Source organism: Nocardia testacea NBRC 100365, assembly GCF_000308775.1.
GTDB classification, from domain to species: Bacteria; Actinomycetota; Actinomycetes; order Mycobacteriales; family Mycobacteriaceae; genus Nocardia; species Nocardia testacea.
The window spans coordinates 25,670-50,169 of sequence record NZ_BAGJ01000095.1 but is presented as its reverse complement, the minus strand read 5'-3'; the positions used below and the strand labels follow the sequence as shown (position 1 = coordinate 50,169).

The following is a 24,500-nucleotide window of genomic DNA, read 5'->3' as shown; positions in this document are numbered from 1 at the left end:
AACACGAATGGACGAATCGGGCATCGGGAGTAAGGTCACGGGGGTTCCTAGCGTGGGTCACGCGGATTCGCGCGCGACGGGGAGATCGATAGTGAAATACAAGAAGTTCGCCGCTACAGCGATCATGGCGGCCGCGGCCACCGGTATCGCCGCGGGCACGGGCTACGCGGCTCCCGCTCCGGCGGCGCCCGCTGTCGAGCAGCAGCAGAACGCGGTTCCGGAGGTCACCGGCCACGACCGCGGTGTCGACTACACCCTGGCCTTGGCCGAGGCCGGAAAGTCGCTGGTCACCACGGTTTCCGGGGGTGCGTTCAGTCTCGACGCCGCGAACGACGCGGTGGTGCTGAGCAATGCCGCCGGGGAGCGCCTGACCAGTATCCCGCTGACCCAGGCCACCAACGGCCAGGTCGTCGCGGTCGCCGCCACCATCGACGAGGGCAACAGCCGGCTGACGCTGACCCCGCGGGCCACTCCGGTCGCGGGCGCGCCGTCGCAGGCCCAGTTCATCGGGGCCCAGCAGTGGTTCATGAGCGAACTGCAGGCGGCGTCGCTGGGTGCGGCCGTGGGTGCGGCGATCGGCGCCGCCATCGGCTTCCTGTTCCTGGGGGTCGGTTTCATCCCGGGCGCCATCATCGGCGCGGGTATCGGCCTCGCGGTCGCCGGCGGCCCGCCGCTGCTGGATTCGGCCATCGCCTACTTCAGCGGCCAGCCCTGAGAATTCTGCTGCTGGGCGGTACCGGGGAAGCCCGGGAACTCGCCCGGCTGCTCACCGGCGAGCGAGAACACGAGATCGTGTCCTCGCTCGCCGGTCGGGTTTCCGAGCCCATCCGGCCCGCGGGTGAGGTGCGGATCGGCGGATTCGGCGGGGTGGACGGGTTGCGCGCGTGGCTGGCGGATCACCGGATCGAACTCGTTGTCGATGCCACCCATCCCTTCGCCGAGGTGATCACCGCCAATGCCGCGCAGGCCACCGCGCGACTCGGACTGCCCATGATCCGATTGAGCCGTCCGGGCTGGACCGCGGTCCCCGGTGACCGCTGGTACCGGGTGCCCGATCTGGCCACCGCCGCGGATACCGCCGCCGCCTCGGGGAATCGAATCCTGCTCACCATCGGCCGTCAGGGGGTGGCGGCCTTCGCCGGCCACACCGGGCCCTGGTACCTGATCCGCGCCATCGACGCGCCCACGGGCGCTCTCCCGCCTCGGCACGAGATCCTGCTGGCCCGAGGGCCCTTCACGGTCGCGGAAGAATCGGAACTGCTGGCCCGGCACCGTATCGATGTCGTGGTCACCAAGGACAGCGGGGGTACGGCGACCGCCGCGAAACTCACCGCCGCGCGCGCTGCCGGGCTTCCGGTGGTGGTTGTGGACCGGCCGCCCGTGCCGCCGGGCGTCACGGTGGTGGCCACGGTCGAGGACGCGCGAGCGGTGCTGTCCGGGTGGCGCGACCAGGAGTCCGGTGGCCGACCGACCTGAAAGCCGGTGAGGCGACTCCGGGGCGCGTCGGAACACGGAGTGGGGTTCGCCGCGGCGAGCGGAGCGGTCGTCCGGGACAGAGAACGGGCGCCGTCCGCCGGACCGATATCCCTGGATCGGGGTCGGCGGAGCCGCCGGTCGGTGATCCGCGGTGGGCCCGTTACACTGTCGAATCGGCGGCCGGGCCGGCAGTGGACCGCCGCCGATTATTCACCCGAGGAGTTCGGGCAGCCGGTCGAACCAGTCCAGGACAGCGCGCTCGTATCCGATCCCGAATTCCAGTGTCGCCCGGCTGTGCGGAGACAGATCGGGGCCCGATTCCTCGGCACGGTAGCGGTCCAGTCGTTCCTGATGGACCTTGCGGGCGTTGTCGATGATCGAGGCCAGGTGGGCCGGCTCGAGGTGGCCGCCGAAATGCAGGGTGAGCAGCAGCGGGAACCGGATGGTCTCCGGGCTCGGGTCGCGCGCGATCCACTCGGCGAATTCGGCGCGGCCGGCCTCGGTGATCCGGTACGGAGTGCGTTCGCGGGCCCCGGTTTCCCCCTTGACCACCAGGCCCGCCGAGTCCATGGCGGCGAGTTCCCGATAGACCTGGCTCTGTGTGATGGTCCAGAAATCGCCGATCCGGTCCTGGGCCAGGGTCACCAGATCCCAGCCCGACATCGGCCCCTCGTGCAGAAAACCCAGGAGTGAGGCGGCCGTGGAGTTCAGCGGCCGCTTCTGTTTGCCGTTCACCACATATCCTTCCACCGGCGTTATTCCATAGTGGAATGCTATCGGATGGGGTGGGCTCAGGCGTGGTAGCGCCGCGCGGTGTAGACCCGGGGCACCCCGGCGCCGTCGACGACCGCGGTGGTGGAGGCGCCGATGATCAGCAGGGTCCGCATATCGACCTCGGCCGGTTCCAGTTCGCCCAGCGTCACCACCCGCACCGATTCACCCGGACCGCCCACATCGCGGCCGAGAACCACCGGGGTGTCCGGCGCGCGGTGCGCGAGCAGGATGCCCTTCATCGCGCCCACCTGCCAGGTGCGTTTACTCGAGGCGGGGTTGTAGACGGCGATGGCCATATCGGCCGCGGCCACCGCCGCCAGCCGCCCGGCCACCACGTCCCACGGCTTGAGCCGGTCGGACAGCGAGATCGTGGCGTAGTCGTGTCCGAGCGGGGCGCCGACGCGGCTGGCCACCGCGTTCGCCGCCGTCATCCCGGGCAGGACCCGTACCGGCACCCCGGCCCACTGCGGGTCCGCGGATTCCTCCAGGACGGCGGCGGCCATCGCGAAGACCCCCGGATCGCCCGAGGACACCACCGCGACCCGGGCGCCGCGGCGGGCGAGATCCAGGGCCATGGCGGCGCGTTCGGATTCGACCCGGTTGTCGCTGCTGTGCCGTCGCTGGCCGGGCCGGACCGGGACGCGATCGATATAGGTGGTGTAACCGACGAGGTCGGTGGCGGCGGCGAGCGCGGCGGAGACCTCCGGGGTGGTCCATCGCGTATCGCCCGGACCCAGGCCCACGACCACCACCTCCCCGGAGGTGGGCGTGGCCGCGGGCGCGGCGATCTCGGCCGCCGGGCTGCTCGCCGTGCGGGCCGGCCCGGCGATCACCGGCTCCCGGCGGGCGGGGAGCGGGGTGGTCGGTTCGGGGCCCGGGACGATGGTGATCGCGAAATACGGGACCTGGGCGTCGTCCACTTCTCCGGCGGGGAGCACCCGTTCGCGTCCGGTGCTGGCCCGTTCGACGTAGTAGGCGCGGTCGAGACGGCCGGAGTCCGCGAGGGCTTTGCGGACGGCCGGGTAGGTGCGGCCGAGTTTCATGATGGCGGCCGCCTCGCTGTCGGCGAGGCGGCGGGTCAGTTCATCGGCGGGCAGGGTCGCGGGCAGCACCGTCAGTACCTGCTCGCCCTCCACCAGAGGTGTGGCCAGGGCCGCCGAAGCGGCGCTCACCGAGGTGATCCCGGGGACGATCTCCGCCTCGAACCGGTCGGCCAGGCGCCGGTGCATATGCATATAGGAGCTGTAGAACAGCGGGTCACCGGCGGCCAGCAGTGCCACCGACCGGCCGGCGGCCAGATGCGCGGCCAGCCGGTCGGCCGCCGCCGCGTAGAACTCGTCGATCGCGCCCTGGTACCCGCCGGGATGATCGGTGGTCTCGGTGGTGACCGGATAGATCAGGTGTTCCTCGAGCTGGCCCGGCCGCATATAGGGCTCGGCGATACCGCGCGAGATGCTGCGGCCGTGCCGGGCACTGTGGAACGCGATCACATCGGCCTCGGCGATCACGCGGGCCGCTTTCACCGTCACAAGCTCCGGATCGCCCGGACCCAGACCGACCCCCCACAACTTTCCGGTACCCACCGTCATTCCGCTTCGCTCGCAATCGCATTGAGGGCGGAGGCGGTGATGGCGCTCCCGCCGCGCCGCCCGCGTACCGTCAGATATTCCAGGCCCGTACTCGCGGCGAGCGCGTCCTTCGATTCGGCCGCGCCGACGAAGCCCACCGGGATACCGAGCACAGCGGCCGGTTTCGGGGCACCCGCGGCGATCATGTCCAGCAGGTGGAACAGCGCGGTCGGTGCATTGCCGACGGCCACCACCGCGCCGCCGAGCCGCTCCCGCCACAACTCCAGCGCCGCCGCCGACCGGGTCGTCCCGAGTTCGGCGGCCAGATCCGGTACCCGCGGGTCACGTAGCAGGCACAGCACCTCGTTGTCCGCGGGCAGCCGGGTGCGGGTGACGCCCGAGACGACCATGTTCGCGTCGCACAGAATCGGCGCGCCGGCCCGCAGCGCGGTCCGCGCCGCGGCCACCACTCCCGGCGTGAACAGCACGTCACCGGCCAGGTCGACCTGGCCGCAGCCGTGGATCATCCGCACGACGACCTGTGCGATATCTGCGGGGAAGCGGTCCAGCTCGGCTTCGGCTCGGATGATCGCGAACGACCGGCGGTAGATCTCGGCCGCGTCGGTGACGTAGCTGGTGCGCGTGTCGGGCATGCCGACACCCTATGCCGGGCCGGGCGCACCGGACCGGTGCGGGTGGGCCTCGGTCACCGATATACCCGGGTCACCGCGGGGCCGCCGCCCACCACTGATAGACGATGTCGCGCCCGGTGTGGCGGCAGGGGCCTGCGGTGTCGGATCGGGCTGTTGGTTCGGGGGATGACGAGGCCTGCGGCGGGTGCGCCGCCGCCCGGGGCTTGGCAGGTGGCCGGCCGGCGGTTGCTGTCGAGATTCACGGACGTCGAATCGGGCGAGGTCGGAATCCGCGACCGAGATGGTGCCGAGATTCGCGATCATGCGGCGTCCTCTCGGCGCGGTCGTCATGACGTGATGTCACGTAATCGTGGCATCACGTCGATGCCGGGACGAGTGGATTTCGGTAGGGCGGTTTGCCGGTGCGGGATTGACAGCCCAGTGGCGTATCGATAGGGTCGATCTCCTCATGGGTACTTTGTTGTTCTTCCTGTAATCACGCCCCGCGCGTCGAGTACCGCTCATCAGGGAGCGGGTCTCCGCGTTCTTCACCCACGACGCTCTCCGGTTTCGTCCGGCTGCTCGGCGCGTGGGTTCTGTGATCCCGGCCGCGCGCCGAGAACAGGAGGATATTCATGCCTACCGCTGCTCAACTCACTCTCTCCGACATCACCCGACGCTTCGGTGACCGCACCGTTCTCGACCGCGTCTCATTCTCGATTCGGCCCGGTGAGACGGTCGGCGTCGTTGGCGACAACGGCTCCGGCAAGTCGACTCTGCTGAAATTGCTGGTCGGGCAGGAGTCGCCGGACAACGGGGAAGTGCGTATCTCCGCGCCCGGCGGGATCGGTTACCTTCCCCAATCACTCGACCTGCCGGAGACCGCGACTGTCGCCGAGGCGATCGATCTGGCATTGGCCGATATCCGCGAGCTGGAGAACCGGTTACGCGAAACGGAAAACGAACTGGGCGCCGGCGAGTTGCTGCGACCGCTGCTGGACCGGTACTCCGAGTTGCTGGAGCGGTTCGAGACGCGCGGTGGGTATCAGGCCGACCAGCGTGTAGATACCGCACTGGCCGGGCTCGGGCTCCCGGATCTGGCGCGCGACCGCACTCTGGGCTCTCTGTCGGGTGGACAGCGGTCCAGACTCATGCTGGCGGCCACCTTGGCCGCGGCGCCGGAGGTGCTGTTGCTCGACGAACCCACCAACGATCTCGACGATGCGGCGGTGGGCTGGCTCGAACAGCATCTGCGCGGTCACCGCGGCACTATTGTCGCGGTGACCCACGATCGGGTTTTTCTCGAACGGATCACCACCGTGATACTGGAGGTCGCCGACGGCGGGGTTTCCCGGTTCGGTGACGGATACGACGGCTACCTGCGCGCCAAGGCGGCGCAACGGCAGCGGTTGGCCGAGGAGCACCAGCGCTGGAAGCAGGAACTGGACCGTAACCGTCGGCTGGCGGAATCGAATGTGGCCCGGCTGGAAGCTATTCCGCGCAAGCTGCCACTCGCGGTATTCGCCGCCGGTCCGTTCCGACCGCGTGGGCGCGATCACGGAGCCCGCGCGCGGATCCGCAACGCCAAGGAACGCCTGCAACGGCTTTCCGGCAACCCGGTGGCCGCACCCCCGGAACCGCTGCACTTCACCCCGGAGCTGAACTCCCCGACGCCGATAGCGGGCGGGTCGGTGGCCCATATGGTCGGCGTGCGGGTAACCGGCCGGCTGGAATCGGGCGATGTGACCCTGGCTGCCGGGGAGCGACTGCTGGTCACCGGCGCCAACGGCGCCGGCAAGACCACGCTGTTGCGGTTGCTGGCCGGGGAGCTGGACCCCGATGCCGGTTCGGTGCGGGTGCAGGGTCATGTGGGCTACCTACGACAGGAAGAGGTTCACCGACCTGCCGAGATGACCGTGCTGCACGCTTTCGCGCAGGACCGTCCGTGGCATCCGCAGGAGTACGCCGACGAGCTACTGCGCATGGGATTGTTCCACCCCGATGATCTGGGCCTTCGCGTCGGCGACCTCTCCTACGGCCAACGCAGACGCATCGAACTGGCCCGGCTCGTCAGCGAACCGGTGGACCTGCTGCTGCTCGACGAGCCGACCAACCATCTGTCCCCGGAGCTGGTGGAACAACTCGAGCAGGCGTTGACCGGATATCGGGGCGCGCTGGTGATGGTCACCCACGACCGGCGGATCCGCGAACGCTTCACCGGCGCCCGGGTCGAGATCCGCGACGGGGTGTGCTCGTATACGGGCACGGCGATAGCGCGGACGGCATGAACCGGTCCGGCCCGGCGATAGGTTCACCGCGAGGAGCATCGGTGTGGTCGACGTCGACGCGGGTGGGCCTGGACGCGCTGATGCATGGCCGGCCGAGCCCACCGCATCCTGTATGGCGCGCACGCGCCATACAGGCATCGCGCGGGACACGACGGGGAGGATGCGAGAATCGCCCGATGGATGACTACACCGCTCACAAGCAGCGCGCCGAGGCGTTACTCGATGGTCTCACCACCGGGGAAGCGGTCAGCGAAGCGGAGCGGCGCAATGTGATCGCGCAGGCGCAGGCACATGCTGCCCTCGCGCAGGCGCAAGCCCAGCGGGAGACCGCGGAAGCCATACGTGCGCTCGAGGCGGTATCGCGACGAACGCGCATTCCGAACGAAGCGGACCGGTCCGCAACGCCGACCGCGACCCAGTAGTTCCGGCGGAACAGGACTTCGGCCGCACAGGACCGGACGTTGGAGCGTGATCCGGGTACTGACCCCGTACTCATATACTCGGCGGACAGGCCGTCGAGGTTCGTCCGGACGCGGAGATCAGGTTGTCGACCAGGCGGCGTCGTCGATCGCCAGCCATGGCGCCTCCGCGACGAGGGTGGGAGTCATGTCGGTGATCGCCTTGGTTCGACGGTGAAGATGGGATTGGTCGACGTAGCCGGCCTCGGCGGCGGCGTCCGCAGGTGAGCGCCCTGCGGCCAGAAGATGGGCGGCACGGTCGAAGCGGACCAGTTCGGACGCATGCTTGGGTGAAATTCCGAGATGGGTACGGAAGCGGGACCAGAGCCGCTGCCGGGTCCAACCGGTCTCTGCGGCAAGGGTTTCGACTCGGAGCAGGCCTTTGGTGCCGACGGTCCGGTCCCAGGCGTACGCGATCTCTGGTGCCACACCGTATCCGCGAGGTAGCCGGCTTCGAAGGAACGCGGCTGCGAGTGCGAACCGTTCGTCCCACGACGGCGTCGAACGGAGTCGCTCGGTCAAGATGCCGACGCAGCTACCCCACAGCTCCCGCAGCGATATCACGGTGCCGCCGATGATGTCGGCGTCTCGGAGAATCGCCGCGGCGACAACAGGGGACATTCGGATCTGCAGGACCTCACCGGCTTCCGCACCGGTGATCCGTAAGGCACCGGCCCGGAGGCCGACGATCACGTTCCCCGTGACCAGGCGCCCGAGCACGTCGTAGACGACGCCGGCCTCGCTGAGATCGAGCAGCAGCGTGACCGAAGGATGCGGGATCATCGTGATATCGACGGATGCGACGTCGCGGTAACGGAAACCCGCCATCCGGACCCCCGGAGCCGGTAACCGGACCGGGACGGTCAGGTCCACCCGGTTCCAGTCCCATGTGCCCGTTGTGGTCATAGGGCCCAGACTAACGGGAACGGAATAGCGTGACATTCATCCAATACGGCGCCAGGAGCCGGTGACGAAGCTGTCGGTATGAGTGAATCGAGTCCTGCCCGGACAGGCAACAACATGACAGTCCACGGATTGCGCGTCGTTATCCACGGGGATCCGGCGGCGCCGCCCTTGCTGCTCATCCACGGCTCGGGCGCGACCGGTTCGACGTGGGAGCCGGTGGTGCCCGCGCTCGCCACCGAGTATCGGGTGATCACGATCGACCTTCCGGGCTGCGGCCGGTCCGAACCGGTGCCGACCTACGCCGTACCGCAGCAGGCGGAGCGGGTGGCGACGGTATTGGATGAGCTGGGCGCCAGAAACTCGACGGTTGTCGGTCACTCCAGCGGAGGGTACGTCGCTACCGCTCTCGTGGAGCACCGGCCCGACCTGGTCGGCGAGCTCGTCCTGGTCAGCACGGGGCCGAGTCCCGCGGCGCTTCGCCCTGAGCCGGCGATCATCCGGATGCTCGCCTCGCCGCCCTTCGGTCCGCTCGTGTGGGCTATCCGTACCGACTCGCTGATCCGCCGCGGCCTGGTGGCGACTGCGGCGGCCCCGATCACGGTGCCGGACGCGACCCTGGCCGACTTGCGAAGAACCTCCTATCGAGCGTTCCGCGCGATTCTGGCCGCCAACATGGACTACATCACCACGCGGACCGTGCCCCAGCGACTCGTCGATTGCGGAAAGCCCCTCCTCGTGATCTTCGGAGAATCCGATCCGCGTTGGGACCCGGCATCAGCGCACCAGTACGAGGCGGTGCCGAATGCCGAGCTGGAATACCTTCGCGGAGTCGGGCATCTCGCGATGCTCGAGGACGGCGACGCCCTGACCCGCTCGATCCTCCGTCGCGCACCAGACCGTCCCGGACGTCTCGCCCCGAAGAAGCACCCGACCTCGCGCAGTCGAGCGGGCCGGTAGTAGGGGGTCGGGGCAGCGGCCGGTGCAGAGTACCGAACTGACGCATGCTTGCCATCCCTGCTCCAGGGTCGGCCTCCACGGCAACTCCAACACTGCCGGCTCCACCCGCGCGACCACACCATGATGCTGCCATCGAGGTAATGGGCCCACAGTAGGGCTCAGTCGGGTCCCTGGGCGGTGAATCCGTCGAAGAATCGGCCACCGAAGATGTTCAGCGCCTGGGTGACGGTCTCGACGATCGGCGTCGTGTTTCCCTGAGCCGCCGAGCGAACACCGTGGGCCAATGCGTTCGCGTACTCCGTGCCGGCATCGTGGTCGAAGGCGGCCGGCTCCCGGTGTAACCATTTGCCGGTACCTGTCAGTGGCCGTGTCCGGTGAGCAGCAGGTCGGCGGTGGCCCGCCACAGGTCAGGAGTCGTTCGTCGTCGTCCGTGCAGCCCACGAGATCGTCGAGCCGGTCGGTGATCCCGTAGCGAGCCGACCGTAGTTCCGCCGCGGTGAGCGGGCCCGCGGCCAGCTGTGCCGCACACTTTCCCGTAGATATTCTCCGCTGCCGTCGTTGTCGAGCAGGGCCAGGGAGCGGCCGATCAGGCGCAGGGTCGCCGGCCGCCGGGCCTTGCGGTCCTTTGCCAAGGAGTGCTGCATCGCTTCGTCGGTGTGCACGAACAACTCGACCGGCCACCCGTGATATCGCAGCGATTGGCGGTAAGGGGCGGGCGGGCCATCGAGGAGCACGCTGATGTCCAGATCCGACGTGGGCGTAGCCATTCCGAGTACGGTGCTGCCACCCGGCCACGCTGCCCGCGCTCCGGGGAAGCCTTCACAGACCAGACTCCGCGCGATATCGAACCCGTCGATGCTCATCCCCCCTATCGGACCCCGGCTCCGTGCGGCGGGGGCAACGGTCGCCGGCCATTGCCCCCGCCGGCGTGAAGCCTCCGGGAAACTCCCATGACACGCGATGCAGCTTCAACTCACTGTCCAAAACTGACGCACTGTCGGGCGCATGCTGCCGGAATCATCGCGGCACCGGCAGCAGTGGACCAGAAGGCGTAGTCGCGTTGCCCAGGACTCGAGAAGGCCAATCGCGCCTCGACCGGCCTGGTGGGTCGGAATTCGCCATAGGTTGTGATGCGCACCACTCGACTGGACAACAATGGCTAATGGTATTAGCTTTACAGCTATCGCAGATAGCTAAGGAGATCGGCATCACCTCCCGCTTCCCGGCGGCACCATCGCCTATGAGCTCACCGGCCCCTCCGCTGGGCCTCTGGTGGTGTGCGTCCCCGGCGTCGGCGTCAACCGTGCCGATTTCCGGTTCGTGGCCCCGATGCTGGCCGAAGCCGGAAACCGGCTGGCCGTCATGGATATTCGTGGTCACGGTGACTCCAGCGCCGACTGGCCGCAGTACGATCCCACCGCCGTCGGCCACGACATCGCCGCCGTGATTCGTCATCTCGGTGGGCCGGCCGTGATCGTCGGCCACTCGTTCGCGGCGAAGTCTGCCGGGCAGGTCGCCGTCCGCGAACCCGAGTTGGTGCGCGGCCTGGTGCTCGTAGGTGCCGCGGTGCGGCATGAGAAGCCCGGCTTCCTCATGGGGCTGGCCGCCAAACTCGTCACCAATAATGCTTCGCTGTGGACGATGTTCCTCAAGACGCTGTACCCGGGCACCAAGCCCGCCGACTTCGCCGACTATCTCGCCGCGAACAAGGCGATGCTGCGCCGTAAGGGACACCTCGCAGCCTTGAGCGCCCTGACCGATTCGCTGCCCGCCGACCCTGCCCTGGACCTGTCGGACATCACCGCTCCGACCTTGATCGTCATGGGCACCGAGGACGGCGACCTCGCCGACCCGGCCGCCGAGGCGCAACGGATCGCGAACGAGGTCTCCGGGCCGTCCCAGGTGGCTATGGCGGACGGCTCGGGGCACTACCCGCACGCCGATAACCCGGAATTCTTCGCGCACACTGTCGCGACGTTCCTGAAGGCGCTGTGATGCCACACATGGGGCGCCTCCCCGTCGCCTCGACCTCCGTCGCGAAGGATTCGTGATGCCCCGCGCCGGACTATCTCCCACCGCGGTGGTGGACGTCGCCGTCGCCGTCGTCGACGAAGGCGGGCCCCGCGCGCTGACCCTCGCCGCGGTGGCCACCCGCGCCGATGTGGCCACACCGTCGCTGTACAAGCACGTCAAGAACCTGGACGAACTGGTGGACCTCGTCGGCGTGCGCGTCCTCGACGAGCTCACCGAACGGGTGACCCGCTCAGTGATCGGGCTCGGCGGCCCCGAAGCGGTGGGCGCTCTGTTGCGCGCCTACCGCGACTACGCCGTGGAACACCCCCACCGCTACGCGATGCTGCCCCAGAACCCGCGCGAGACACCGGGCTGGGACACCGCCAGCCACCGCCTGATGGACACCATCTCCGCTGTCCTGACCGGATGCGGCGTCACCGGCGCGGAGGCTGTGCACATCACCCGCTGCATCCGCGCCTCCGGGCACGGCTTCGCCACCCTGGAATCCCAAGGAGGCTTCCAGCTCGCCGAAGACATCGAGACGTCCTTCGCCACTCTGACCCGCATGGTGCTCAGCGCGCTACCGTCATCACGGTGAATCCGAAACTGTGGCGCTTCTGGCCGGCACGAAGGTTGCAGCGGTCCGGTCAGGGGGCTTATCCCGCCGGAAAGTGCGGTGGAAGATCGCCGAACGCGAATCGGGCGTGAGGTCACGATCGTAGAGGTGAGGAGCCCCCGATCGAAACATCAAGTGTGCAGTTCGGGCATACCGAGGTCGAACGTGGCACTGCGACCGCCCCGGGCTCGGTGGTCTCGGCGGGGACAGCTCTCGGTGTTGCGGTTCTGAGGTGCGTCCACCTCGACTGGGCTCCGTTCGTTCAGAATGTGACCGGGCCCGATCAGCTTGTTGCCCTGTTGGCCAGCGGGCTTCTGCTGGGTGTTTCCCTGCTGGTGTGGGCGATCAAGACGTTGTATCTGCTCGGCGGAGAGCGTCGATGGTCCTGGAAGATCGCCGTGGTGCCGGTGATCGTGCTGGCGGGGCTGGCCGCCGGTTCGGTCTTTCAGCCGGCGGGCTTCGACTTCGCACGCGCGGAGAGGGACAAGGTCGCGACCGAGATGTTGCGCGAGGATAGGCCGCATCCCGACAGTGCTGCTTTTGTGGGCATTCTCGTCACACTCGGTTCGTCGGCTCGGGGCGACGTATCGTAGGGGTGATGTAGTCGCACGCGCCGCTCGGCAGGATTACAGGGCCGGAGCCGGGCTTCTGACCGAGCAATACCTTGGATGGCGTTCACCGCGCCCGACGGCCTCACCCTCTCCATCGAAAGCTGGGGCCGAGCCCCGATATCAGTACGCAGCGGACAGTCCGGCAACGCGACAACGCGACGCCTGGCCTCGGATGGCCGGGCGGTGACGAAGGCTTTGTCGTCGGCGTCGAAGACATGACGGTCTTCCTGGGTTCGACCGGTGTCAGCGCAGCGCCGCGGTGACGGCGCTGTACATGGTGGTCTTGATGGCGGCGAGGGTGGCGGGGTTCTTGCCGAGGATGGGGGTGAGCCGCGTTATGGCGGTGGTGAGGACCTCGGCGTCGGTGGCGGTGGCGTCGACGAGCCCGGCGGCCAGGGCGTCCGGACCATTGAAGCGGTGGCCGGTGGTCATCGCTGTCACGGCGGTCTGGGGGCTGAGTTTGGCCTGGATGAGCGCGGCCATGCCGGGGGTGAAGGGAATGTTGATGTCGACCTCGGGGAAGCAGTAGTAGCCGCGGTCTTCGCGCATGACGCGGTAGTCGTGGGCGATGGCCAGCATGGCGCCGGCGCCGAAGGCGTGGCCGTTCACCGCCGCGATGGTGGGTAGCGGGAAGGTGAGGATGCGGGCTAAGAGTTCCTGGACGCGGCCGACGTACCAGTCGGTGCGGTCGCTGTTGGCCATGATCCAGTCCAGGTCGAGACCGTTGGAATAGAACTTGCCGCCGCCGGTGGTGACCAGCCCTTGCGCGTCGCGCTCGACGGCGTCGAGGTGGGTGTTGACGGTGTCGAGCCAGTCGGGGGAGAACCGGTTTTCGTCGTCGCCGAGGTCCAGCACGGCGATCTTGTCGTGGTAGTGCAGGTTCGCGGTCATGGTATTGCCTTTCACTTCGTTGTGGTCGAGGCGGCGCTCGGAAGGGGTACGGCCAGCACCGCGCGGACCGCGGCGGCGAGGCGTTGACGCACCGTGGGATCGGGGTTTCGGCGGCCGCGCAGCAGCAGAGCGGTGGGTAGTTGCACCACGCAGTCGCGGATGACGGCGACGGCCTCGCGGTCGGCGCGGTCGAACACGCTGCGCGACAGGTTCACGAACAGCTCGGTCAGGGTCTGATCGAGTTGGCGTAGTTGCTCGGCGATGTCGTCGGGGATCTCGCTGGAACCGAGAAGTTCCCGGCGGGGCACGGTCAGCAGGAAACGTCCCGAGGTCGGCTGCTGGAGGAGGAATTCGGCGGGGGTATCGGCAGCGACGACGACGGCCTCGATCGCGTCTGCGTGGGAGTTGCCGGCGGCCAGCGCGCGGTCGACCGCCTGGTGCTGCAGCGCCAGAAATCGCTGCGCGGCACGCAGCCAGACCTGCCCCATCAGCCCGGCGCGGGAGCCGAAGGCGTGGTAGATCGCGCCATTGGACACCGAGGTGGCCTCCGAGAGGGCACGGACGGTGACCGCGGCGGGCCCGGAATCGATGGCGAGCCGTTCGGCGGCATCCATGAGCGGATCCAGGGCATGTACGCGAGGGCGAGGCATGCCCGAAGCGTAACAGAGCAAACGCTCTACAATCGTCCAGCCGACGCCTCCGGGTGGCATTTTCCCAGTTCAACGCCTCGCGCTGTGCGCGACCGAGGTCGATATCGACGCCGAGTCGATGCACTCGCCCCGACCAGGTACCGGGCGCTACCAGTACATGACGCACGCCGTGGACTGCCCACCTCGTCTTGGGGGGCTCGGTGACCGCCTGCTCGGGTCTCTCGGCCCGTAGCTGCTCAGCGGCGAGGGGCCTGGGCGCGGACCGTCTGGCGTGGTCGATTTCCCGGGCAGTCACCCGGTGGCCATGCCGGCCTGGTACGGATGAGTGGCCGGGCATAGGCCTGCCCGCGGATCGCCCCCCGTAGGCCGCAGGCAGGTGATGACCGGGTGGGTTGGGCCGGGTACCGGCAGGTCGCGCCGGGGTGGGTCTCCACTCGGCTACGGCGCCCGGCCGGTCATGGTCTTGTCCCTTGCGCGTCGGACCGTGAAGCCGCAATGGGGCTGCGGGTCCACAAGCGTAGCGACCTATGCGCGAGGACGCGAAACCCGGCGATCGGGTCGGAGCCGACGGGCAGCGCTCCGGAAGGACGCGCCGCCCGCGGCCTCCTTCGCCGGGACGGCGGGGGCCGGGTTGGGAAGCCGTCTCGGCAGTGGGTGGGGCCGATGGTCAGCCGATACCGAAGTCGAGTCCGAAGGACCCGGTCGCTCTCACCTCCTTCCGGGACCGAGCTGTTCACCGATTCCCCTGGCACAGATATATCGCTGGTCACAGCGTCTCCGCTACACATCAGGGCGGGCCGGTTCCTGCCGGAGAGCAAATCGGTGAGCCGGGCGCTACTCGCTGATCCGCCCCACCCGCAGCCCCAGGCGTGTGGCGAGCACACCGAGTAACACCCCGGCGAGGGTGGGCGCCGCGACGACACCGATCCATACCCAGCGTGCTGGCCACATCATCGCCGCCATCCCCGCGAACGCCGTATCGTCGCCCGGCTCGTAGCCGGCGTAATAGCAGCTCACCGAGTGCGGTCCGACCTTCCACCACCACGCGAACACCACCAACGCCGCCATCCCGCACACCAGCCGGGACAAGGTCCCCGCAATGACAGTCGATTTCACGGTTCCGGCAAGGTGTTTCGTCATAGCCAGAGTCTCACAGCCGCCGCTCGCCCTTGCCGAAGCCGCTGCCCTGCCCGCTCCGCGGCCGAGCCCGGCTGTGGGCGGTGTCGACGCCGACCAGGGTGGTCACCGGCTCGAGCGGGCCGGTGGAGGGGACGTCTCACCGGGGGAGCGGACCAGGTCTACGCCGTCCCGCCGGCGCTGCCCCGCGGGCGCGGTCCGATCTGGTCGAGCAGATCGTTGACCTCGTCCGGGAAACCATTGGTGACCTGCTGCGGGGTCTTGTTCGGGAAGCGGCGCGCCACATGCTCTTCGGCCGCCGAACCGGGGAGCACGTATACGGGTTCGCTCTTGCTCTGCAGCGGGCGGACCACCTCGTCGAGGTGTGCCCGGCGGTCGTCGAGGTAGGCGCCGATCACATCCTCGCCGGCCGGGCACACGGCCATGCAGTAGCCGGCCTTGTAGTTCGGTTTGAATGACAGGCTCTGCCACATGGAGAACGATTCGCCCGTACCGACCCGCCGCCGGTAATCGTCGCGGTCGGTACTGTCGGCGATCGTTTCGGCCCAATCGGTGAAGCCGCCCATGAATTCCCGGTAGTTGTGCGTGTAACAGGCCTGGAAATCGAAACCCCCGCCCGGGGTGATCGCGCCGATCGGGCAGGCGGAGACACACAGTTTGCATTCGAGGCAGGGATTGAAATCCAGGGCGGCGCTCGGAGTGTCGATCACCGCGTCGGTGACCACCGTGCCGAGCAGGATGAAATTACCGAACCGGGGGTGGATCACATTGCGATGGATGCCCATGACGCCCAGACCGGCGGCCTCGGCCACCACCTTGTGCGCGATCACCCAGATACGCCCGGGAAACTGCTGCACCTCCATCGGATATCCCGGCGCGGGATAGACCGCTCGATAACCGGCATCCTGAAGCGCCCGGGTGATCCGGCGGGATACCGCATTGGTCTCGTCGTCCGCGTGATTGAACTCGGTGTTGGCGAGACTGCGCTGCGGACTGCGCAGATTGTCCCGGTTCATCCGCACACAGAACGAGACGAAGGTGCGCGCGGTGGGCAGGATGGCCCGGGCGTGCTCGAGTTCGTCGGCCACCCGCGGGTCCTCGACGGCGACGAACCCCACATCGTCGGCGCCCGCGTCCAGGCAGATCTCGCGGAGCCGGTCGGCGGCGAGGACCGGATCGGGTTTCGCGCGCTCCCGGCCGGCCATCCGCTGGACGGTCGGATGCTGGCTCAGCCGCCGTGGGGCGGCCGGGTCGTGGTCGGTATCCGGCATCGAAAGACTCCTTCTCGCACGAGATCCACGCGGGCTCACTGTGAACGACGGCGTGGGCGAGCGGAATTAATCGGTCGCCGGCTCCGGACCCGCCGGCGAGTCCGGGCGCCGGGGCGGATCGGGGGTCAGTGCGGGTGCAACGGCACGTCCGCCGCGTCGAGGCAGTATTCCCACAGAGATAGCAGATGGGTTTCCGGATAACGGGTGTGGCGCAGATAGTGCTCGCCGCGGATGCGCCGGTCGTGCCAGAAATGACCGGACAGCGGCGCCGGGGTGGTGGTGGCCAGCCAGACCGCGGTATCGGCGCCCTCGGCGGCGGTGCGCATCGCCGGGCGCAGCGCGGAACTGAAACGAGGGAGAGCGGCGGTGACGCCCGGGGTGGCGACCCAGCCCGGATGCATACTGTGCACGCTGACGCCGTGGTCGGCGAGACGTCCGTCCAGTAGCGGACCGAATGCCACCTGCATCCGCTTGGTGCGGGCATAGGCGGTGGCGCCGCGGTATTCACCGCTGCGGTATTCCGGATCTCGGACCGGCAGTGCCTGGGTGTACATCCCGCCGGAGGCCACGAAGATGATCCGGGCGTCGCCGGCGGCGAGTTGCGGAGAGAGCCGGTCGGTGAGGCGCAGGGGACCGAGCACATGGGTGGCGAGGCTCAGCTCGTGCCCGGCGGAGTTCTCGGTGCGGCCGCTGGGGAGTACGCCCGCATTGTGCACGAGTACGTCCACCGCCTTGTGCCGTTGGCCCAGGGCCCGCGCGCAGGCGTCGACGCTGCCGGGTTCGGCGATATCGCACAATGCGAGTTCCACCTGCGCGGTGGGAACGGCGTCGAGGATCTCCCGGCGGGCCCGCTCGCCGCGGCCCGGGTCCCGGACCGCGAGCACGGTGTGTGCGCCCAGGCCCGCGAGGCGAGTGGCGATCGATTTCCCGATTCCCGAGTTCGCGCCGGTGACCAGGGCGGTTTTTCCGCGCAGGGCGCCGGTGGGCGGATCGTCCCGGGTCCAGGAGACCTTGCGCAGGTGGTAGCCGAGGCGGGTGTAGCCGGGCACTATCGTCCGGTCGAGTAGAGCGTCGACTGTACGGATCATCGGATCACACCTCGCCTCGTCTCATCAGCACGAATCGCTCGACATCCAGGTAGCCGCTGCGGAAGCCCGCCCCGGCACAGTCCGGATAGAACCGCCCACATGCGCTGGAACACGGATCGAAGCCGAGCGCGCTCGTCCGGTCGGTATACCCATCGAAACGTTCTTGCCACAGGCGCGGCGTGTGCGCGTAGTGCCCGCCCATCGAGAATCGCTCGGTGACCCGCAGTCCGGTGCCGGTGGCCACGGTGTCGGCGAACAGCCGAGCGGAGGGCCGCGCTGAGCCGTCGAGCACCCAGGCGACCGTGAGGCCGGTCACTCCGCTGCCCACCACCGCGACCCGGCGCCCGGTCCGGTCCGGTTTGCCCTGATCGACCATCACACTCCTCCGCTCGGCGACCATCGGCCGCTTCTCTGCATCGAGTATGCATCGTTTTGTGGTCTAAGGCGACCCGGGTGCCGGTACACAGGGCCCTCGGGTCATACGGCCGCGAGGTGGTTCGCCGTATCCGGTGCGCCGGATGGGTGTGGTGAGTGAGCGGGTAGGACCGGGCTCAGCCGAGTCGCCGGACCGCCTCGGGCAGGCTCGCCAGGCGTTCGACCGTCGGCGGGAGGATGACCGCCTCCCAGCCCGGGCCGCCGACGAAGACCTGCGCGCCGGCATCGGTGCCGGCGCGCACGCTGGAGGTCAGGGCGGTCGACTCGTGCTGTGACCACAGCACCAGTTCGGCCGGCCGGTCCAGCCGCGCGAGGGTGTCGGCGAGGGCGGTGGTGGGCACATCGGCCCCGAGCATCTGCGCGCCGATCTCGCGTTCGGCCAAGGCGGCCCGCAGTACTTCGAGGGGAAGCGCGTGGGCTTCGCCGCCGGTGCAGGCCAGCACGATGGGCCGCGGGCGCAGCCGCTCCGGCGGATTGTTGCGGTGCAGCGCCGAGGTGATGCACCACGAGAGCAGATGCTCGACATCGATGCATCCCTCGCCGCCCAGCTGGCGGGCGACGATCTCGGCGAAAGCGGGGCGGCACAGGCGTTCCCAGGTGTCGGCCACGCCATAGGCCCGCAGGGCGGCGGCCAATTGCGCTGTCAGCGAGCGGTAGTCGAGGGCGAAGGCGGCGGCCAGCAGCGAGGACAGATCACCCGGGGCGACGGCCGGCGTGCGGACCGAGGCCGCCGCGCCCGCCGGGGTGGCGCCCCCGCGAATGAGTTCCAGCATCCGATCGAGCTGGGCGATATCGGCTTCGGTGTACAGCCGGTGGGTGCCCGGCCGGTGGCCGGTGGGACCGATCTCGTAGCGACGGTTCCAGCTACGCAGGGTGGCGGTCGGGATACCGAGCCGCTCGGCGACCGCGCGGACGGTGTAACCGGCCGCGTCGGAGGCGGAGGCGGAACCGTCGGGCATCGTCTTATTCTGCCTGTCCCGCTTCGCCGTCGCCGGTGGACCCGGGACTTCGGCGTGGGCGCGGGGGTTGCCCGATGGAGTTCACCGTGTCCTCGTCGCGGTCAGGCCCGCCGCGCCGCACGGCAGGCCCCGGCCGGCGGCCACCGCTACGGCCTCGGTCCGTTGCGGCCGACCGCGCAGCGCCGCGGCGAGGACCCCGGCGTCGGACAGATCGGCGAGCACCCGGCAGTCCGTGGCCATCCGCAGGGCGGCCGGTGTCGGGGCGAGTGTCATGCCGAGGCCCGAGGCGATATCCCGGTACGCGGTCGTCCGGGCCGGCGCGCGGCGGGCGGGATCCTCGTCGTCCCGGCCGCACGGGCCCAGTGGCACCGCCGGGCGGACCGCCACGGCCGGTCCGTAACACGCCGTGGCCGCTCCCATCGCTCGGGCGCGACCCATAGCTACCATCTATCCTCCTGCATCGATAGGGTATGCATCGATTATGCATCTATATGGGTTAAAGTGGTCGCACACCGCCGAACGCGAGGAGTTTTCGTGACAGCACATCGCGCAGTTCGCCGCATCGCCGGCCTCGTGGCCGCTCTGACGTCACTCGGTACCCTCGCCGCCGGTGGCGCGGCCGCCCAGCCGCCATTGCCCTCCGGCCCCGCGCCGGTTCCCGCATTGGACCTGAACCGCTACCTCGGCGACTGGAACCAGCTCGCCGCGGTGCCCCAGCCGTTCAATCTCGACTGCGCGCGCGACACCCGCGCGCAGTACACGCTCGACCCGCAGGGCGACGTCGCCGTCCACAATTCCTGTACGACCTGGTCCGGAGGTCGTAACGAGATCCGCGGTACGGCGAGGGTGAACGACCCGGTGACCGGCGCCCAACTGCACGTCGGCTTCCCCGGAGTGCCGGGTCAGGACTCGCTCGACGGCCCGACGAACTACATCGTCACCGCGCTGGCCCCCGACTACTCCTGGGCGCTGGTGACCGATCCGAGCCGCCTGTCGGGTTTCGTACTGGCGCGCTCGGCCGCGCTCGACGCGCCGACCTGGGACCGGGTGAAGGCCGCCATCACCGCGGCGGGGCAGACGCCGTGCATGTATCTGAGCTCCCCCACCACCGGCGGCCGCTCCGATATCACGCCGCTGTGCCTCCGGTGACCGCCGCGCCGCGGTAACCGGCGCCACGGCCGCAGAAGGTTCCCCCGGGTCCGGCCTCCGCGCGGGCCGGCGCTGTTCACCGCCGGAGCAGGGGCAGGTCGCCCGCCAGTTCGATTTCCAGGCAGACCGGCCGGCCGCCGTGGCGACGGAAACGGCCGGCCAGGGTGACGAGGGCGAAGAAGGTGCGCAGCGCGAAGAACCGGTCGCCGTCGGGGTCGTCGGTGAACGCCATGATCCGTAGTGTGACAGCCGCCCGGCGATGACCCGCCGCGCGGCCGGGAGTGCGGACCCGGCCGGTGCGCGGTTGCATAATGCCGGGTATGGCAGACGACTGGAACGACCGGATCATCGCGGAATTCCGGGCCAACGAGGGGCGGGTCGGCGGCTTCTTCGAGGGGGCCCCGATGGCCCTGGTGCACCATCGCGGCCGACGCACCGGTCGGGAATCGGTGACCCCGATGATGTATCTGGCCGATGAGCAGGACCCCGACGGCCTCGTCTACGTGTTCGCCAGCAAGGCGGGCGCGCCGACGAATCCGGACTGGTACCACAACCTGACCGCGGCCGGGGAGGCCACAGTGGAGCGGGGTACCGAGACCTACCCCGTGACCGTCACAGAGGTGACCGGCGCGGAGCGCGACCGCATCTTCGGCGAACAGGCCCGCCGCTATCCCGGTTTCGCCGAATACGAGCAGAAGGCGGCCGGTTTCCGCACCATTCCGGTCCTGGCGTTGCGGCGCGCCTAGCGGTCAGCCCTGCGGCGGGCGGACCCCGGTCGTGAACCGCGGATGGGCCCGACCCGCCACCATCGGTAGTTCGACCGAGGTGCGGATACCGGGTTCGGCCGCGCAGACGTACGGGACGGCGTTGACACAGTGCGCGGCGGTGGCGGCGATCCCCGGGTTCTCGGCCTCCGGCGGGTCGCCGGGTTGGGATTGCCACCCGCGGATGGTGACGAAAGTGCCCGGATCACCGTCGATCTCGATCTCGAACCGCTCGCCGTCGGCGCCGAGTGTCCAGGGCGGGTCGAGATGCTGCTGGCCCATCAGCCAGTTGACCCCGATGCGTACGACGGTTTCGCCGCCGGTCACCGCCTCCCAATGGAAGCGCTGGCCGGCCACCTGCCCGGGTTCGATGGTGCCGATGGGTGATTCGATCGGTGCGGTCGCGACTGCCGTCTCGTGCACCGTGCGGATCTCCGGCGTCCCGGCGAAACCCAGGGTATCCAGGATCATCCGGACCGATTGACGGAAGCCGCCGTCGAGCAACCGGGCCATCGGGCCCGCGGCGGCTTCGGCGGGGGAGGCGCCGAAGCGCATGATGTGGCGCACCACATCGGGCGCGCCGTAGCCGCGGATATCGGAGAATTCCTCGCCGCGTACGAAGGTGACCGCCGCCGACATGGCCGATAGCATCAGCGGAAAAACCTCGGTGACGCCGCCGGGGTCGATTCCGGTGCCGTGCAGCGTGGTCCCGCCCGCCAGGCAGGCCTGCCGGACCTGGTCGTCCTGCTCGTCGGTGGGATAGAACCAGCCGACCGGCGTCACCACGTTCTTCCCCGACCGCAGCAGTGCCGCCACCTCGTCCGCGCGCGGCAGCAGGGGCGCGTAGACCACCGCGTCGGCGGGCAACGCGAGGATCTCGTCGAGGCTGTCGGTCGCCGTCACCCCGAGGGGCGACCGGCCGAGGATCTCGCCCACATCGCGACCGCGCTTGTCCGGCGAGTGGACCCAGCATCCCGCCAGTTCCAGTTCGGGGTGATCGATGATGCCTCGCAGCGCGGCCCGGCCGACCGATCCGGTGGCCCACTGCACAACCCGGTAGCTCACATGTCCTCCTCGTCCCTGTCCGGGCGCGCGGCGGCCCGGCGCCGGTGATCCGGGCTTGCTCAGCGGTCCGCGTCGGTGTAGCGGATGATGCCGCGGATATTGCGACCGGCGAGCATGTCCTGATAGCCGTCGTTGATGTCCTCGAGCCGGTACTGCCGGGTGACCATATCGTCGAGGTTCAATTTGCCGACCTGGTACATCGACAGCAGGTGCGGGATGTCGTAGTGCGGGTTGCCGCCACCGAAGATGGTGCCCTGCAGGTTCTTCTGCAGCAGCGAGAGCATGGCGAGGTTCAGGGTCGTCTTGTTCTCGGTCAGGCTGCCCATGGCGGTGAGGACGCAGGTGCCGGCCTTGGCGGTGATGCCCATCCAGCTGTCGACGTCTTCGCCGTGTACCTCGCCGACGGTCACGATCACCTTCTTGGCCATTCCGCCCCAGGTGACCTCCGCGCAGCCGGCGGTCGCCTCCTCGATGGTGGCGTAGGCGTGGGTGGCCCCGAATTTCAGGGCCTGTTCGCGTTTCCACGGCACCGGGTCGACCGCGAAGATGTAGCGGGCGCCCGCATGCACCGCGCCCTGCAACGCGGAGATGCCCACACCGCCGAGGCCGATGATCGCGACATCCTCGCCCGGCCGGATATCGGCGGTGCGGACGGCCGACCCGTACCCGGTGGTGACACCGCAGCCGACCAGGCAGGCGACCTCGAAGGGGATCGACGGATCGATCTTCACCACCGAGCTCTGGTGCACCACCATGTACGGGGAGAAGGTGCCCAGCAGGGCCATCGGGTAGACGTCCCGGCCGCGGGCCTGGATCCGGAACGATCCGTCGGTCACCGAAGTACCCGCGAGCAGAAGCGCGCCGAGATCGCACAGATTGCGCAGACCCGCCTGACAGGATTTGCATTTCCCGCACGACGGGATGAACGACAGGACGACGTGGTCTCCGACCGCCAGATCCTCCACGCCCTCGCCGACCTCGGTCACGATGCCGGCGCCCTCGTGCCCGCCGAGTACCGGGAATCCCATCATCGGGATGCCGCCGGTGACCAGGTGGTGGTCGGAGTGGCACATTCCGGCCGCTTCCAGCTGGACTTTGACCTCGTGTTTGCGGGGATCGCCGAGCTCGATCTCCTCGATCTGCCACGGCTGGTCGAATTCCCAGATGAGAGCGCCTTTGGTCTTCATCGGTGAACCTGCTTTCTCCTACCGTTCCGGCTCCGCGCGAGAGCCGGGCCCGGCTGTATGCACAAGTGTATGGACAATAGTCCAGACGACCATACGACACGAGTGCGCCGAGCGTCGCGGAATTCTCCGGCGAGATGGTCTCCGCCCCTCGATGGTCGAGAAACTGAGATGATGACCTAATATCCGTCTCAGTGTTTCGCGCCGTTCGACAAGGAGGTCAGATCGTGGGTGCTCCGGATACCACCGCCACATCCCGTCTCGTGGGGGCACCGATCGGACCCGGGTCGCTGACCTGGGAGTACGCCGGAGATCTGCGGAACATGCTGTTCCTCGGCCGCACCGGCATCCTGCAGAACATGCATCCGGCGGTAGGTGCCGCCCTGCAGGACCATTCGAACTTCTTCAGCGACCCCTGGGACCGCCTCATCCGCTCCCTGCCGCAGATCCAGGGCATGATCTACGACGCCGACAACGAAGCGCAGGCGGCCCGGGTGCGTGACTACCATCGCCCGCTCAAGGGCACCGACTCCCGCGGCGAGCGCTACCACGCGCTCAATCCCGACGTGTACTGGTGGACCCACGCGACCTTCGTCGAACTGACCATCGCCCTCAACGAGCATTTCGGGACTCCGCTCACCCCCGCGCAGAAGGATCAGTTGATCGCCGAGGGCATCACCTGGTGGCGGATGTACGGACTGTCCGATCGGGTGCTGGTGGCGAATTACGCCGAATTCGAGGAGTACTGGCACCACACCATCGATCAGGTGCTCGAGGCCAACGCCACCACCGATTTCGCGCTCCGGCTCGGAAGTACCCGGATCCCGGCGCTGCCCGGTATTCCGGAACCGGTGTGGTCGGTGATCTGGCGGCCGGTGATGGCGTTCAATGTCTGGCTCGCGAACGCCCTCATGCCCGAACGTGCCCGCGAGATCCTCGATCTGCGGTGGACGGCGGTGGACCAGAAGCTGTTCGGGGTGTTCGCGGCGGCTGTTCGCACGGTCTGGCCGCTGCTACCGGATCGTCTGCGGTATGCCCCGCGCGCCTACGCGGGTGTGCGCCGCGTCCGGGCCGGTTGATCTATGGTTTACGACACAGAGTGGGGTGGGGGCAAGCAGCGTACCGTACGTCACAACCGTCTCGATTTGCCTTGTGGGCCTGCCGATCCCGACTCCAGGCCGCTGACCGGCGGCTATGTGTCCTGGACCACCCTCGCATTAATTCGATGTTAATTTCCCATTAGCGGGAAATTTCCGGCTGCCCGTCGGACGAACGTCGATACGATTTCTGCATGCTCACAGTTCAGGCCCGCCAAGGTAGTTCGTCGTTCGTCACCGGAAGTACGGATCGGTCGAACGGATGCCCGGCAGCCGGGACGCGACCCGAGTACCACGCAGTCGGATCCATCCCACAGTTGCCGGAAGAGATGTCAGTGCGCGAGGAAACCGAACAGCTGCGCAAGCCGTCGGCTTCGCTGGCCGTGGCGGCGGTGATGGGGCTGTTGATCGTCGTGCTGCTGGTGGCCAGCCATGGCAAACAGGACGACGGGGACCGGCGCTCCCGGCCCATCGAGAAGTCCTCGACCTCGCAGCCGCAGTAGGACCCCGC

29 protein-coding genes are annotated in these 24,500 nt (G+C 68.7%); 12 read left to right on the top strand and 17 right to left on the bottom strand.

Going from position 1 to position 24,500, the window contains the following annotated elements:
* The first annotated feature begins 91 nt into the window (after nucleotides 1–91).
* The gene (locus tag ON38_RS13970) at nucleotides 92–715 is read left to right on the top strand and encodes a DUF8020 domain-containing protein (protein WP_039825207.1); all 624 of its coding nucleotides are present in this window, start codon (nucleotides 92–94) and stop codon (nucleotides 713–715) included.
* Nucleotides 712–1,476, top strand: coding sequence for a cobalt-precorrin-6A reductase (locus ON38_RS13965; protein WP_039825229.1), 765 nt, complete (start codon nucleotides 712–714; stop codon nucleotides 1,474–1,476). The genes ON38_RS13970 and ON38_RS13965 overlap by 4 nt, the downstream gene beginning before the upstream one ends.
* A gap of 210 nt (nucleotides 1,477–1,686) precedes the next feature.
* Here the strand turns inward: ON38_RS13965 and ON38_RS13960 are convergent, their stop codons facing one another.
* The 3 genes from ON38_RS13960 to ON38_RS13950 all read right to left on the bottom strand — a co-directional run bounded on the left by ON38_RS13960 (nucleotide 1,687) and on the right by ON38_RS13950 (nucleotide 4,471).
* The gene (locus ON38_RS13960; protein WP_083872674.1) at nucleotides 1,687–2,139 is read right to left on the bottom strand and encodes a PadR family transcriptional regulator; all 453 of its coding nucleotides are present in this window, start codon (nucleotides 2,137–2,139) and stop codon (nucleotides 1,687–1,689) included.
* A gap of 128 nt (nucleotides 2,140–2,267) precedes the next feature.
* Nucleotides 2,268–3,839 (bottom strand): precorrin-2 C(20)-methyltransferase, encoded by a 1,572-nt coding sequence (locus ON38_RS13955; RefSeq protein ID WP_039825206.1) that lies wholly within the window; start codon nucleotides 3,837–3,839, stop codon nucleotides 2,268–2,270.
* The gene (locus ON38_RS13950) at nucleotides 3,836–4,471 is read right to left on the bottom strand and encodes a precorrin-8X methylmutase (RefSeq protein ID WP_039825205.1); all 636 of its coding nucleotides are present in this window, start codon (nucleotides 4,469–4,471) and stop codon (nucleotides 3,836–3,838) included. Before ON38_RS13950 ends, ON38_RS13955 begins: the two co-directional genes overlap by 4 nt.
* Before the next feature lie 614 nt (nucleotides 4,472–5,085).
* On the opposite strand from ON38_RS13950, the gene ON38_RS13945 reads away from it, so the two are divergent.
* Both ON38_RS13945 and ON38_RS13940 read left to right on the top strand, forming a co-directional pair.
* Nucleotides 5,086–6,738 carry a TlrC/CarA/OleB/SrmB family ABC-F type ribosomal protection protein gene (locus ON38_RS13945; RefSeq protein ID WP_039825204.1) on the top strand — a complete coding sequence of 551 codons (1,653 nt, stop codon included), beginning with the start codon at nucleotides 5,086–5,088 and terminating at the stop codon, nucleotides 6,736–6,738.
* A 176-nt stretch (nucleotides 6,739–6,914) separates the two neighbouring features.
* Nucleotides 6,915–7,160 carry a hypothetical protein gene (locus tag ON38_RS13940; RefSeq protein ID WP_039825203.1) on the top strand — a complete coding sequence of 82 codons (246 nt, stop codon included), beginning with the start codon at nucleotides 6,915–6,917 and terminating at the stop codon, nucleotides 7,158–7,160.
* Nucleotides 7,161–7,277: 117 nt separating this feature from the next.
* On the opposite strand, the gene ON38_RS13935 is transcribed toward ON38_RS13940, so the two are convergent.
* Nucleotides 7,278–8,102, bottom strand: coding sequence for a helix-turn-helix domain-containing protein (locus tag ON38_RS13935; protein ID WP_039825202.1), 825 nt, complete (start codon nucleotides 8,100–8,102; stop codon nucleotides 7,278–7,280).
* Between the two features lie 168 nt (nucleotides 8,103–8,270).
* Here ON38_RS13935 and ON38_RS13930 point away from each other — a divergent pair, with 168 nt between their 5' ends.
* A complete protein-coding gene (locus ON38_RS13930; protein WP_245564036.1) occupies nucleotides 8,271–9,059 on the top strand; it encodes an alpha/beta fold hydrolase in 789 nt (262 codons plus the stop codon).
* 158 nt (nucleotides 9,060–9,217) lie between these two features.
* Here ON38_RS13930 and ON38_RS37910 read toward each other — a convergent pair whose 3' ends face one another.
* Together ON38_RS37910 and ON38_RS34165 are read right to left on the bottom strand one after the other, a co-directional pair.
* Nucleotides 9,218–9,343 carry a hypothetical protein gene (locus ON38_RS37910; RefSeq protein ID WP_281004614.1) on the bottom strand — a complete coding sequence of 42 codons (126 nt, stop codon included), beginning with the start codon at nucleotides 9,341–9,343 and terminating at the stop codon, nucleotides 9,218–9,220.
* 123 nt (nucleotides 9,344–9,466) lie between these two features.
* A complete protein-coding gene (locus ON38_RS34165) occupies nucleotides 9,467–9,922 on the bottom strand; it encodes a nucleotidyltransferase domain-containing protein (RefSeq protein ID WP_051164723.1) in 456 nt (151 codons plus the stop codon).
* Nucleotides 9,923–10,331: 409 nt separating this feature from the next.
* On the opposite strand from ON38_RS34165, the gene ON38_RS13920 reads away from it, so the two are divergent.
* The 3 genes from ON38_RS13920 (at nucleotide 10,332) to ON38_RS34160 (ending at nucleotide 12,281) form a co-directional block, all read left to right on the top strand.
* Entirely contained in the window at nucleotides 10,332–11,054 is a 723-nt protein-coding gene (locus ON38_RS13920) for an alpha/beta fold hydrolase (RefSeq protein ID WP_051164722.1), read from the top strand.
* Nucleotides 11,055–11,109: 55 nt separating this feature from the next.
* Nucleotides 11,110–11,670 carry a TetR/AcrR family transcriptional regulator gene (locus ON38_RS13915; RefSeq protein WP_051164721.1) on the top strand — a complete coding sequence of 187 codons (561 nt, stop codon included), beginning with the start codon at nucleotides 11,110–11,112 and terminating at the stop codon, nucleotides 11,668–11,670.
* 287 nt (nucleotides 11,671–11,957) lie between these two features.
* On the top strand, nucleotides 11,958–12,281 hold the full coding sequence (locus ON38_RS34160) for a hypothetical protein (RefSeq protein WP_157181770.1): 324 nt from the start codon (nucleotides 11,958–11,960) through the stop codon (nucleotides 12,279–12,281).
* A 261-nt stretch (nucleotides 12,282–12,542) separates the two neighbouring features.
* Here ON38_RS34160 and ON38_RS13905 read toward each other — a convergent pair whose 3' ends face one another.
* The 8 genes from ON38_RS13905 to ON38_RS13870 form a co-directional block, all read right to left on the bottom strand.
* Complete coding sequence (locus ON38_RS13905) at nucleotides 12,543–13,190, bottom strand: enoyl-CoA hydratase/isomerase family protein (RefSeq protein WP_039825225.1); 648 nt, start codon at nucleotides 13,188–13,190, stop codon at nucleotides 12,543–12,545.
* 11 nt (nucleotides 13,191–13,201) lie between these two features.
* Nucleotides 13,202–13,840 (bottom strand): TetR/AcrR family transcriptional regulator, encoded by a 639-nt coding sequence (locus tag ON38_RS13900; protein ID WP_039825199.1) that lies wholly within the window; start codon nucleotides 13,838–13,840, stop codon nucleotides 13,202–13,204.
* 834 nt (nucleotides 13,841–14,674) lie between these two features.
* Nucleotides 14,675–14,980, bottom strand: coding sequence for a hypothetical protein (locus ON38_RS13895; RefSeq protein WP_157181769.1), 306 nt, complete (start codon nucleotides 14,978–14,980; stop codon nucleotides 14,675–14,677).
* A 158-nt stretch (nucleotides 14,981–15,138) separates the two neighbouring features.
* A complete protein-coding gene (locus ON38_RS13890) occupies nucleotides 15,139–16,248 on the bottom strand; it encodes a 4Fe-4S binding protein (protein WP_051164719.1) in 1,110 nt (369 codons plus the stop codon).
* A gap of 125 nt (nucleotides 16,249–16,373) precedes the next feature.
* Nucleotides 16,374–17,336 (bottom strand): SDR family NAD(P)-dependent oxidoreductase, encoded by a 963-nt coding sequence (locus tag ON38_RS13885; RefSeq protein ID WP_039825197.1) that lies wholly within the window; start codon nucleotides 17,334–17,336, stop codon nucleotides 16,374–16,376.
* Nucleotides 17,337–17,340: 4 nt separating this feature from the next.
* The gene (locus ON38_RS13880; RefSeq protein WP_157181768.1) at nucleotides 17,341–17,712 is read right to left on the bottom strand and encodes a class I SAM-dependent methyltransferase; all 372 of its coding nucleotides are present in this window, start codon (nucleotides 17,710–17,712) and stop codon (nucleotides 17,341–17,343) included.
* Nucleotides 17,713–17,887: 175 nt separating this feature from the next.
* On the bottom strand, nucleotides 17,888–18,730 hold the full coding sequence (locus ON38_RS13875; protein ID WP_039825195.1) for a MerR family transcriptional regulator: 843 nt from the start codon (nucleotides 18,728–18,730) through the stop codon (nucleotides 17,888–17,890).
* Between the two features lie 81 nt (nucleotides 18,731–18,811).
* Nucleotides 18,812–19,177, bottom strand: coding sequence for a hypothetical protein (locus tag ON38_RS13870; protein WP_157181767.1), 366 nt, complete (start codon nucleotides 19,175–19,177; stop codon nucleotides 18,812–18,814).
* Nucleotides 19,178–19,264: 87 nt separating this feature from the next.
* On the opposite strand from ON38_RS13870, the gene ON38_RS13865 reads away from it, so the two are divergent.
* Nucleotides 19,265–19,879, top strand: a complete 615-nt coding sequence (locus ON38_RS13865) for a lipocalin family protein (RefSeq protein ID WP_039825193.1) — start codon at nucleotides 19,265–19,267, stop codon at nucleotides 19,877–19,879.
* A gap of 76 nt (nucleotides 19,880–19,955) precedes the next feature.
* On the opposite strand, the gene ON38_RS13860 is transcribed toward ON38_RS13865, so the two are convergent.
* The gene (locus tag ON38_RS13860) at nucleotides 19,956–20,111 is read right to left on the bottom strand and encodes a hypothetical protein (protein ID WP_157181766.1); all 156 of its coding nucleotides are present in this window, start codon (nucleotides 20,109–20,111) and stop codon (nucleotides 19,956–19,958) included.
* Between the two features lie 88 nt (nucleotides 20,112–20,199).
* Here ON38_RS13860 and ON38_RS13855 point away from each other — a divergent pair, with 88 nt between their 5' ends.
* Nucleotides 20,200–20,625: a nitroreductase family deazaflavin-dependent oxidoreductase gene (locus ON38_RS13855; RefSeq protein WP_039825223.1), complete on the top strand. Its 426-nt coding sequence runs from the start codon at nucleotides 20,200–20,202 to the stop codon at nucleotides 20,623–20,625.
* A gap of 3 nt (nucleotides 20,626–20,628) precedes the next feature.
* Here ON38_RS13855 and ON38_RS13850 read toward each other — a convergent pair whose 3' ends face one another.
* Together ON38_RS13850 and ON38_RS13845 are read right to left on the bottom strand one after the other, a co-directional pair.
* On the bottom strand, nucleotides 20,629–21,708 hold the full coding sequence (locus tag ON38_RS13850; RefSeq protein WP_039825191.1) for an NAD(P)H-dependent amine dehydrogenase family protein: 1,080 nt from the start codon (nucleotides 21,706–21,708) through the stop codon (nucleotides 20,629–20,631).
* A gap of 59 nt (nucleotides 21,709–21,767) precedes the next feature.
* A complete protein-coding gene (locus ON38_RS13845) occupies nucleotides 21,768–22,895 on the bottom strand; it encodes an NDMA-dependent alcohol dehydrogenase (RefSeq protein ID WP_039825190.1) in 1,128 nt (375 codons plus the stop codon).
* A 224-nt stretch (nucleotides 22,896–23,119) separates the two neighbouring features.
* Here ON38_RS13845 and ON38_RS13840 point away from each other — a divergent pair, with 224 nt between their 5' ends.
* Nucleotides 23,120–23,971 (top strand): oxygenase MpaB family protein, encoded by an 852-nt coding sequence (locus ON38_RS13840; RefSeq protein WP_245564035.1) that lies wholly within the window; start codon nucleotides 23,120–23,122, stop codon nucleotides 23,969–23,971.
* Between the two features lie 347 nt (nucleotides 23,972–24,318).
* On the top strand, nucleotides 24,319–24,492 hold the full coding sequence (locus ON38_RS36045) for a hypothetical protein (protein ID WP_157181765.1): 174 nt from the start codon (nucleotides 24,319–24,321) through the stop codon (nucleotides 24,490–24,492).
* Nucleotides 24,493–24,500: the final 8 nt, after the last annotated feature.

Bases quoted from the DNA above. Each gene is read 5' to 3' on its own strand.
- ON38_RS13960 (WP_083872674.1), bottom strand. From the start codon at position 2,139: ATGTCGGGCTGGGATCTGGTGACCCTGGCCCAGGACCGGATCGGCGAT.
- ON38_RS13955 (WP_039825206.1), bottom strand. From the start codon at position 3,839: ATGACGGTGGGTACCGGAAAGTTGTGGGGGGTCGGTCTGGGTCCGGGC.
- ON38_RS13950 (WP_039825205.1), bottom strand. From the start codon at position 4,471: ATGCCCGACACGCGCACCAGCTACGTCACCGACGCGGCCGAGATCTAC.
- ON38_RS13945 (WP_039825204.1), top strand. From the start codon at position 5,086: ATGCCTACCGCTGCTCAACTCACTCTCTCCGACATCACCCGACGCTTC.
- ON38_RS13940 (WP_039825203.1), top strand. From the start codon at position 6,915: ATGGATGACTACACCGCTCACAAGCAGCGCGCCGAGGCGTTACTCGAT.
- ON38_RS13935 (WP_039825202.1), bottom strand. From the start codon at position 8,102: ATGACCACAACGGGCACATGGGACTGGAACCGGGTGGACCTGACCGTC.
- ON38_RS34165 (WP_051164723.1), bottom strand. From the start codon at position 9,922: ATGAGCATCGACGGGTTCGATATCGCGCGGAGTCTGGTCTGTGAAGGC.
- ON38_RS13915 (WP_051164721.1), top strand. From the start codon at position 11,110: ATGCCCCGCGCCGGACTATCTCCCACCGCGGTGGTGGACGTCGCCGTC.
- ON38_RS13905 (WP_039825225.1), bottom strand. From the start codon at position 13,190: ATGACCGCGAACCTGCACTACCACGACAAGATCGCCGTGCTGGACCTC.
- ON38_RS13900 (WP_039825199.1), bottom strand. From the start codon at position 13,840: ATGCCTCGCCCTCGCGTACATGCCCTGGATCCGCTCATGGATGCCGCC.
- ON38_RS13895 (WP_157181769.1), bottom strand. From the start codon at position 14,980: ATGACGAAACACCTTGCCGGAACCGTGAAATCGACTGTCATTGCGGGG.
- ON38_RS13890 (WP_051164719.1), bottom strand. From the start codon at position 16,248: ATGCCGGATACCGACCACGACCCGGCCGCCCCACGGCGGCTGAGCCAG.
- ON38_RS13885 (WP_039825197.1), bottom strand. From the start codon at position 17,336: ATGATCCGTACAGTCGACGCTCTACTCGACCGGACGATAGTGCCCGGC.
- ON38_RS13880 (WP_157181768.1), bottom strand. From the start codon at position 17,712: ATGGTCGATCAGGGCAAACCGGACCGGACCGGGCGCCGGGTCGCGGTG.
- ON38_RS13875 (WP_039825195.1), bottom strand. From the start codon at position 18,730: ATGCCCGACGGTTCCGCCTCCGCCTCCGACGCGGCCGGTTACACCGTC.
- ON38_RS13870 (WP_157181767.1), bottom strand. From the start codon at position 19,177: ATGGTAGCTATGGGTCGCGCCCGAGCGATGGGAGCGGCCACGGCGTGT.
- ON38_RS13860 (WP_157181766.1), bottom strand. From the start codon at position 20,111: ATGGCGTTCACCGACGACCCCGACGGCGACCGGTTCTTCGCGCTGCGC.
- ON38_RS13855 (WP_039825223.1), top strand. From the start codon at position 20,200: ATGGCAGACGACTGGAACGACCGGATCATCGCGGAATTCCGGGCCAAC.
- ON38_RS13845 (WP_039825190.1), bottom strand. From the start codon at position 22,895: ATGAAGACCAAAGGCGCTCTCATCTGGGAATTCGACCAGCCGTGGCAG.
- ON38_RS36045 (WP_157181765.1), top strand. From the start codon at position 24,319: ATGTCAGTGCGCGAGGAAACCGAACAGCTGCGCAAGCCGTCGGCTTCG.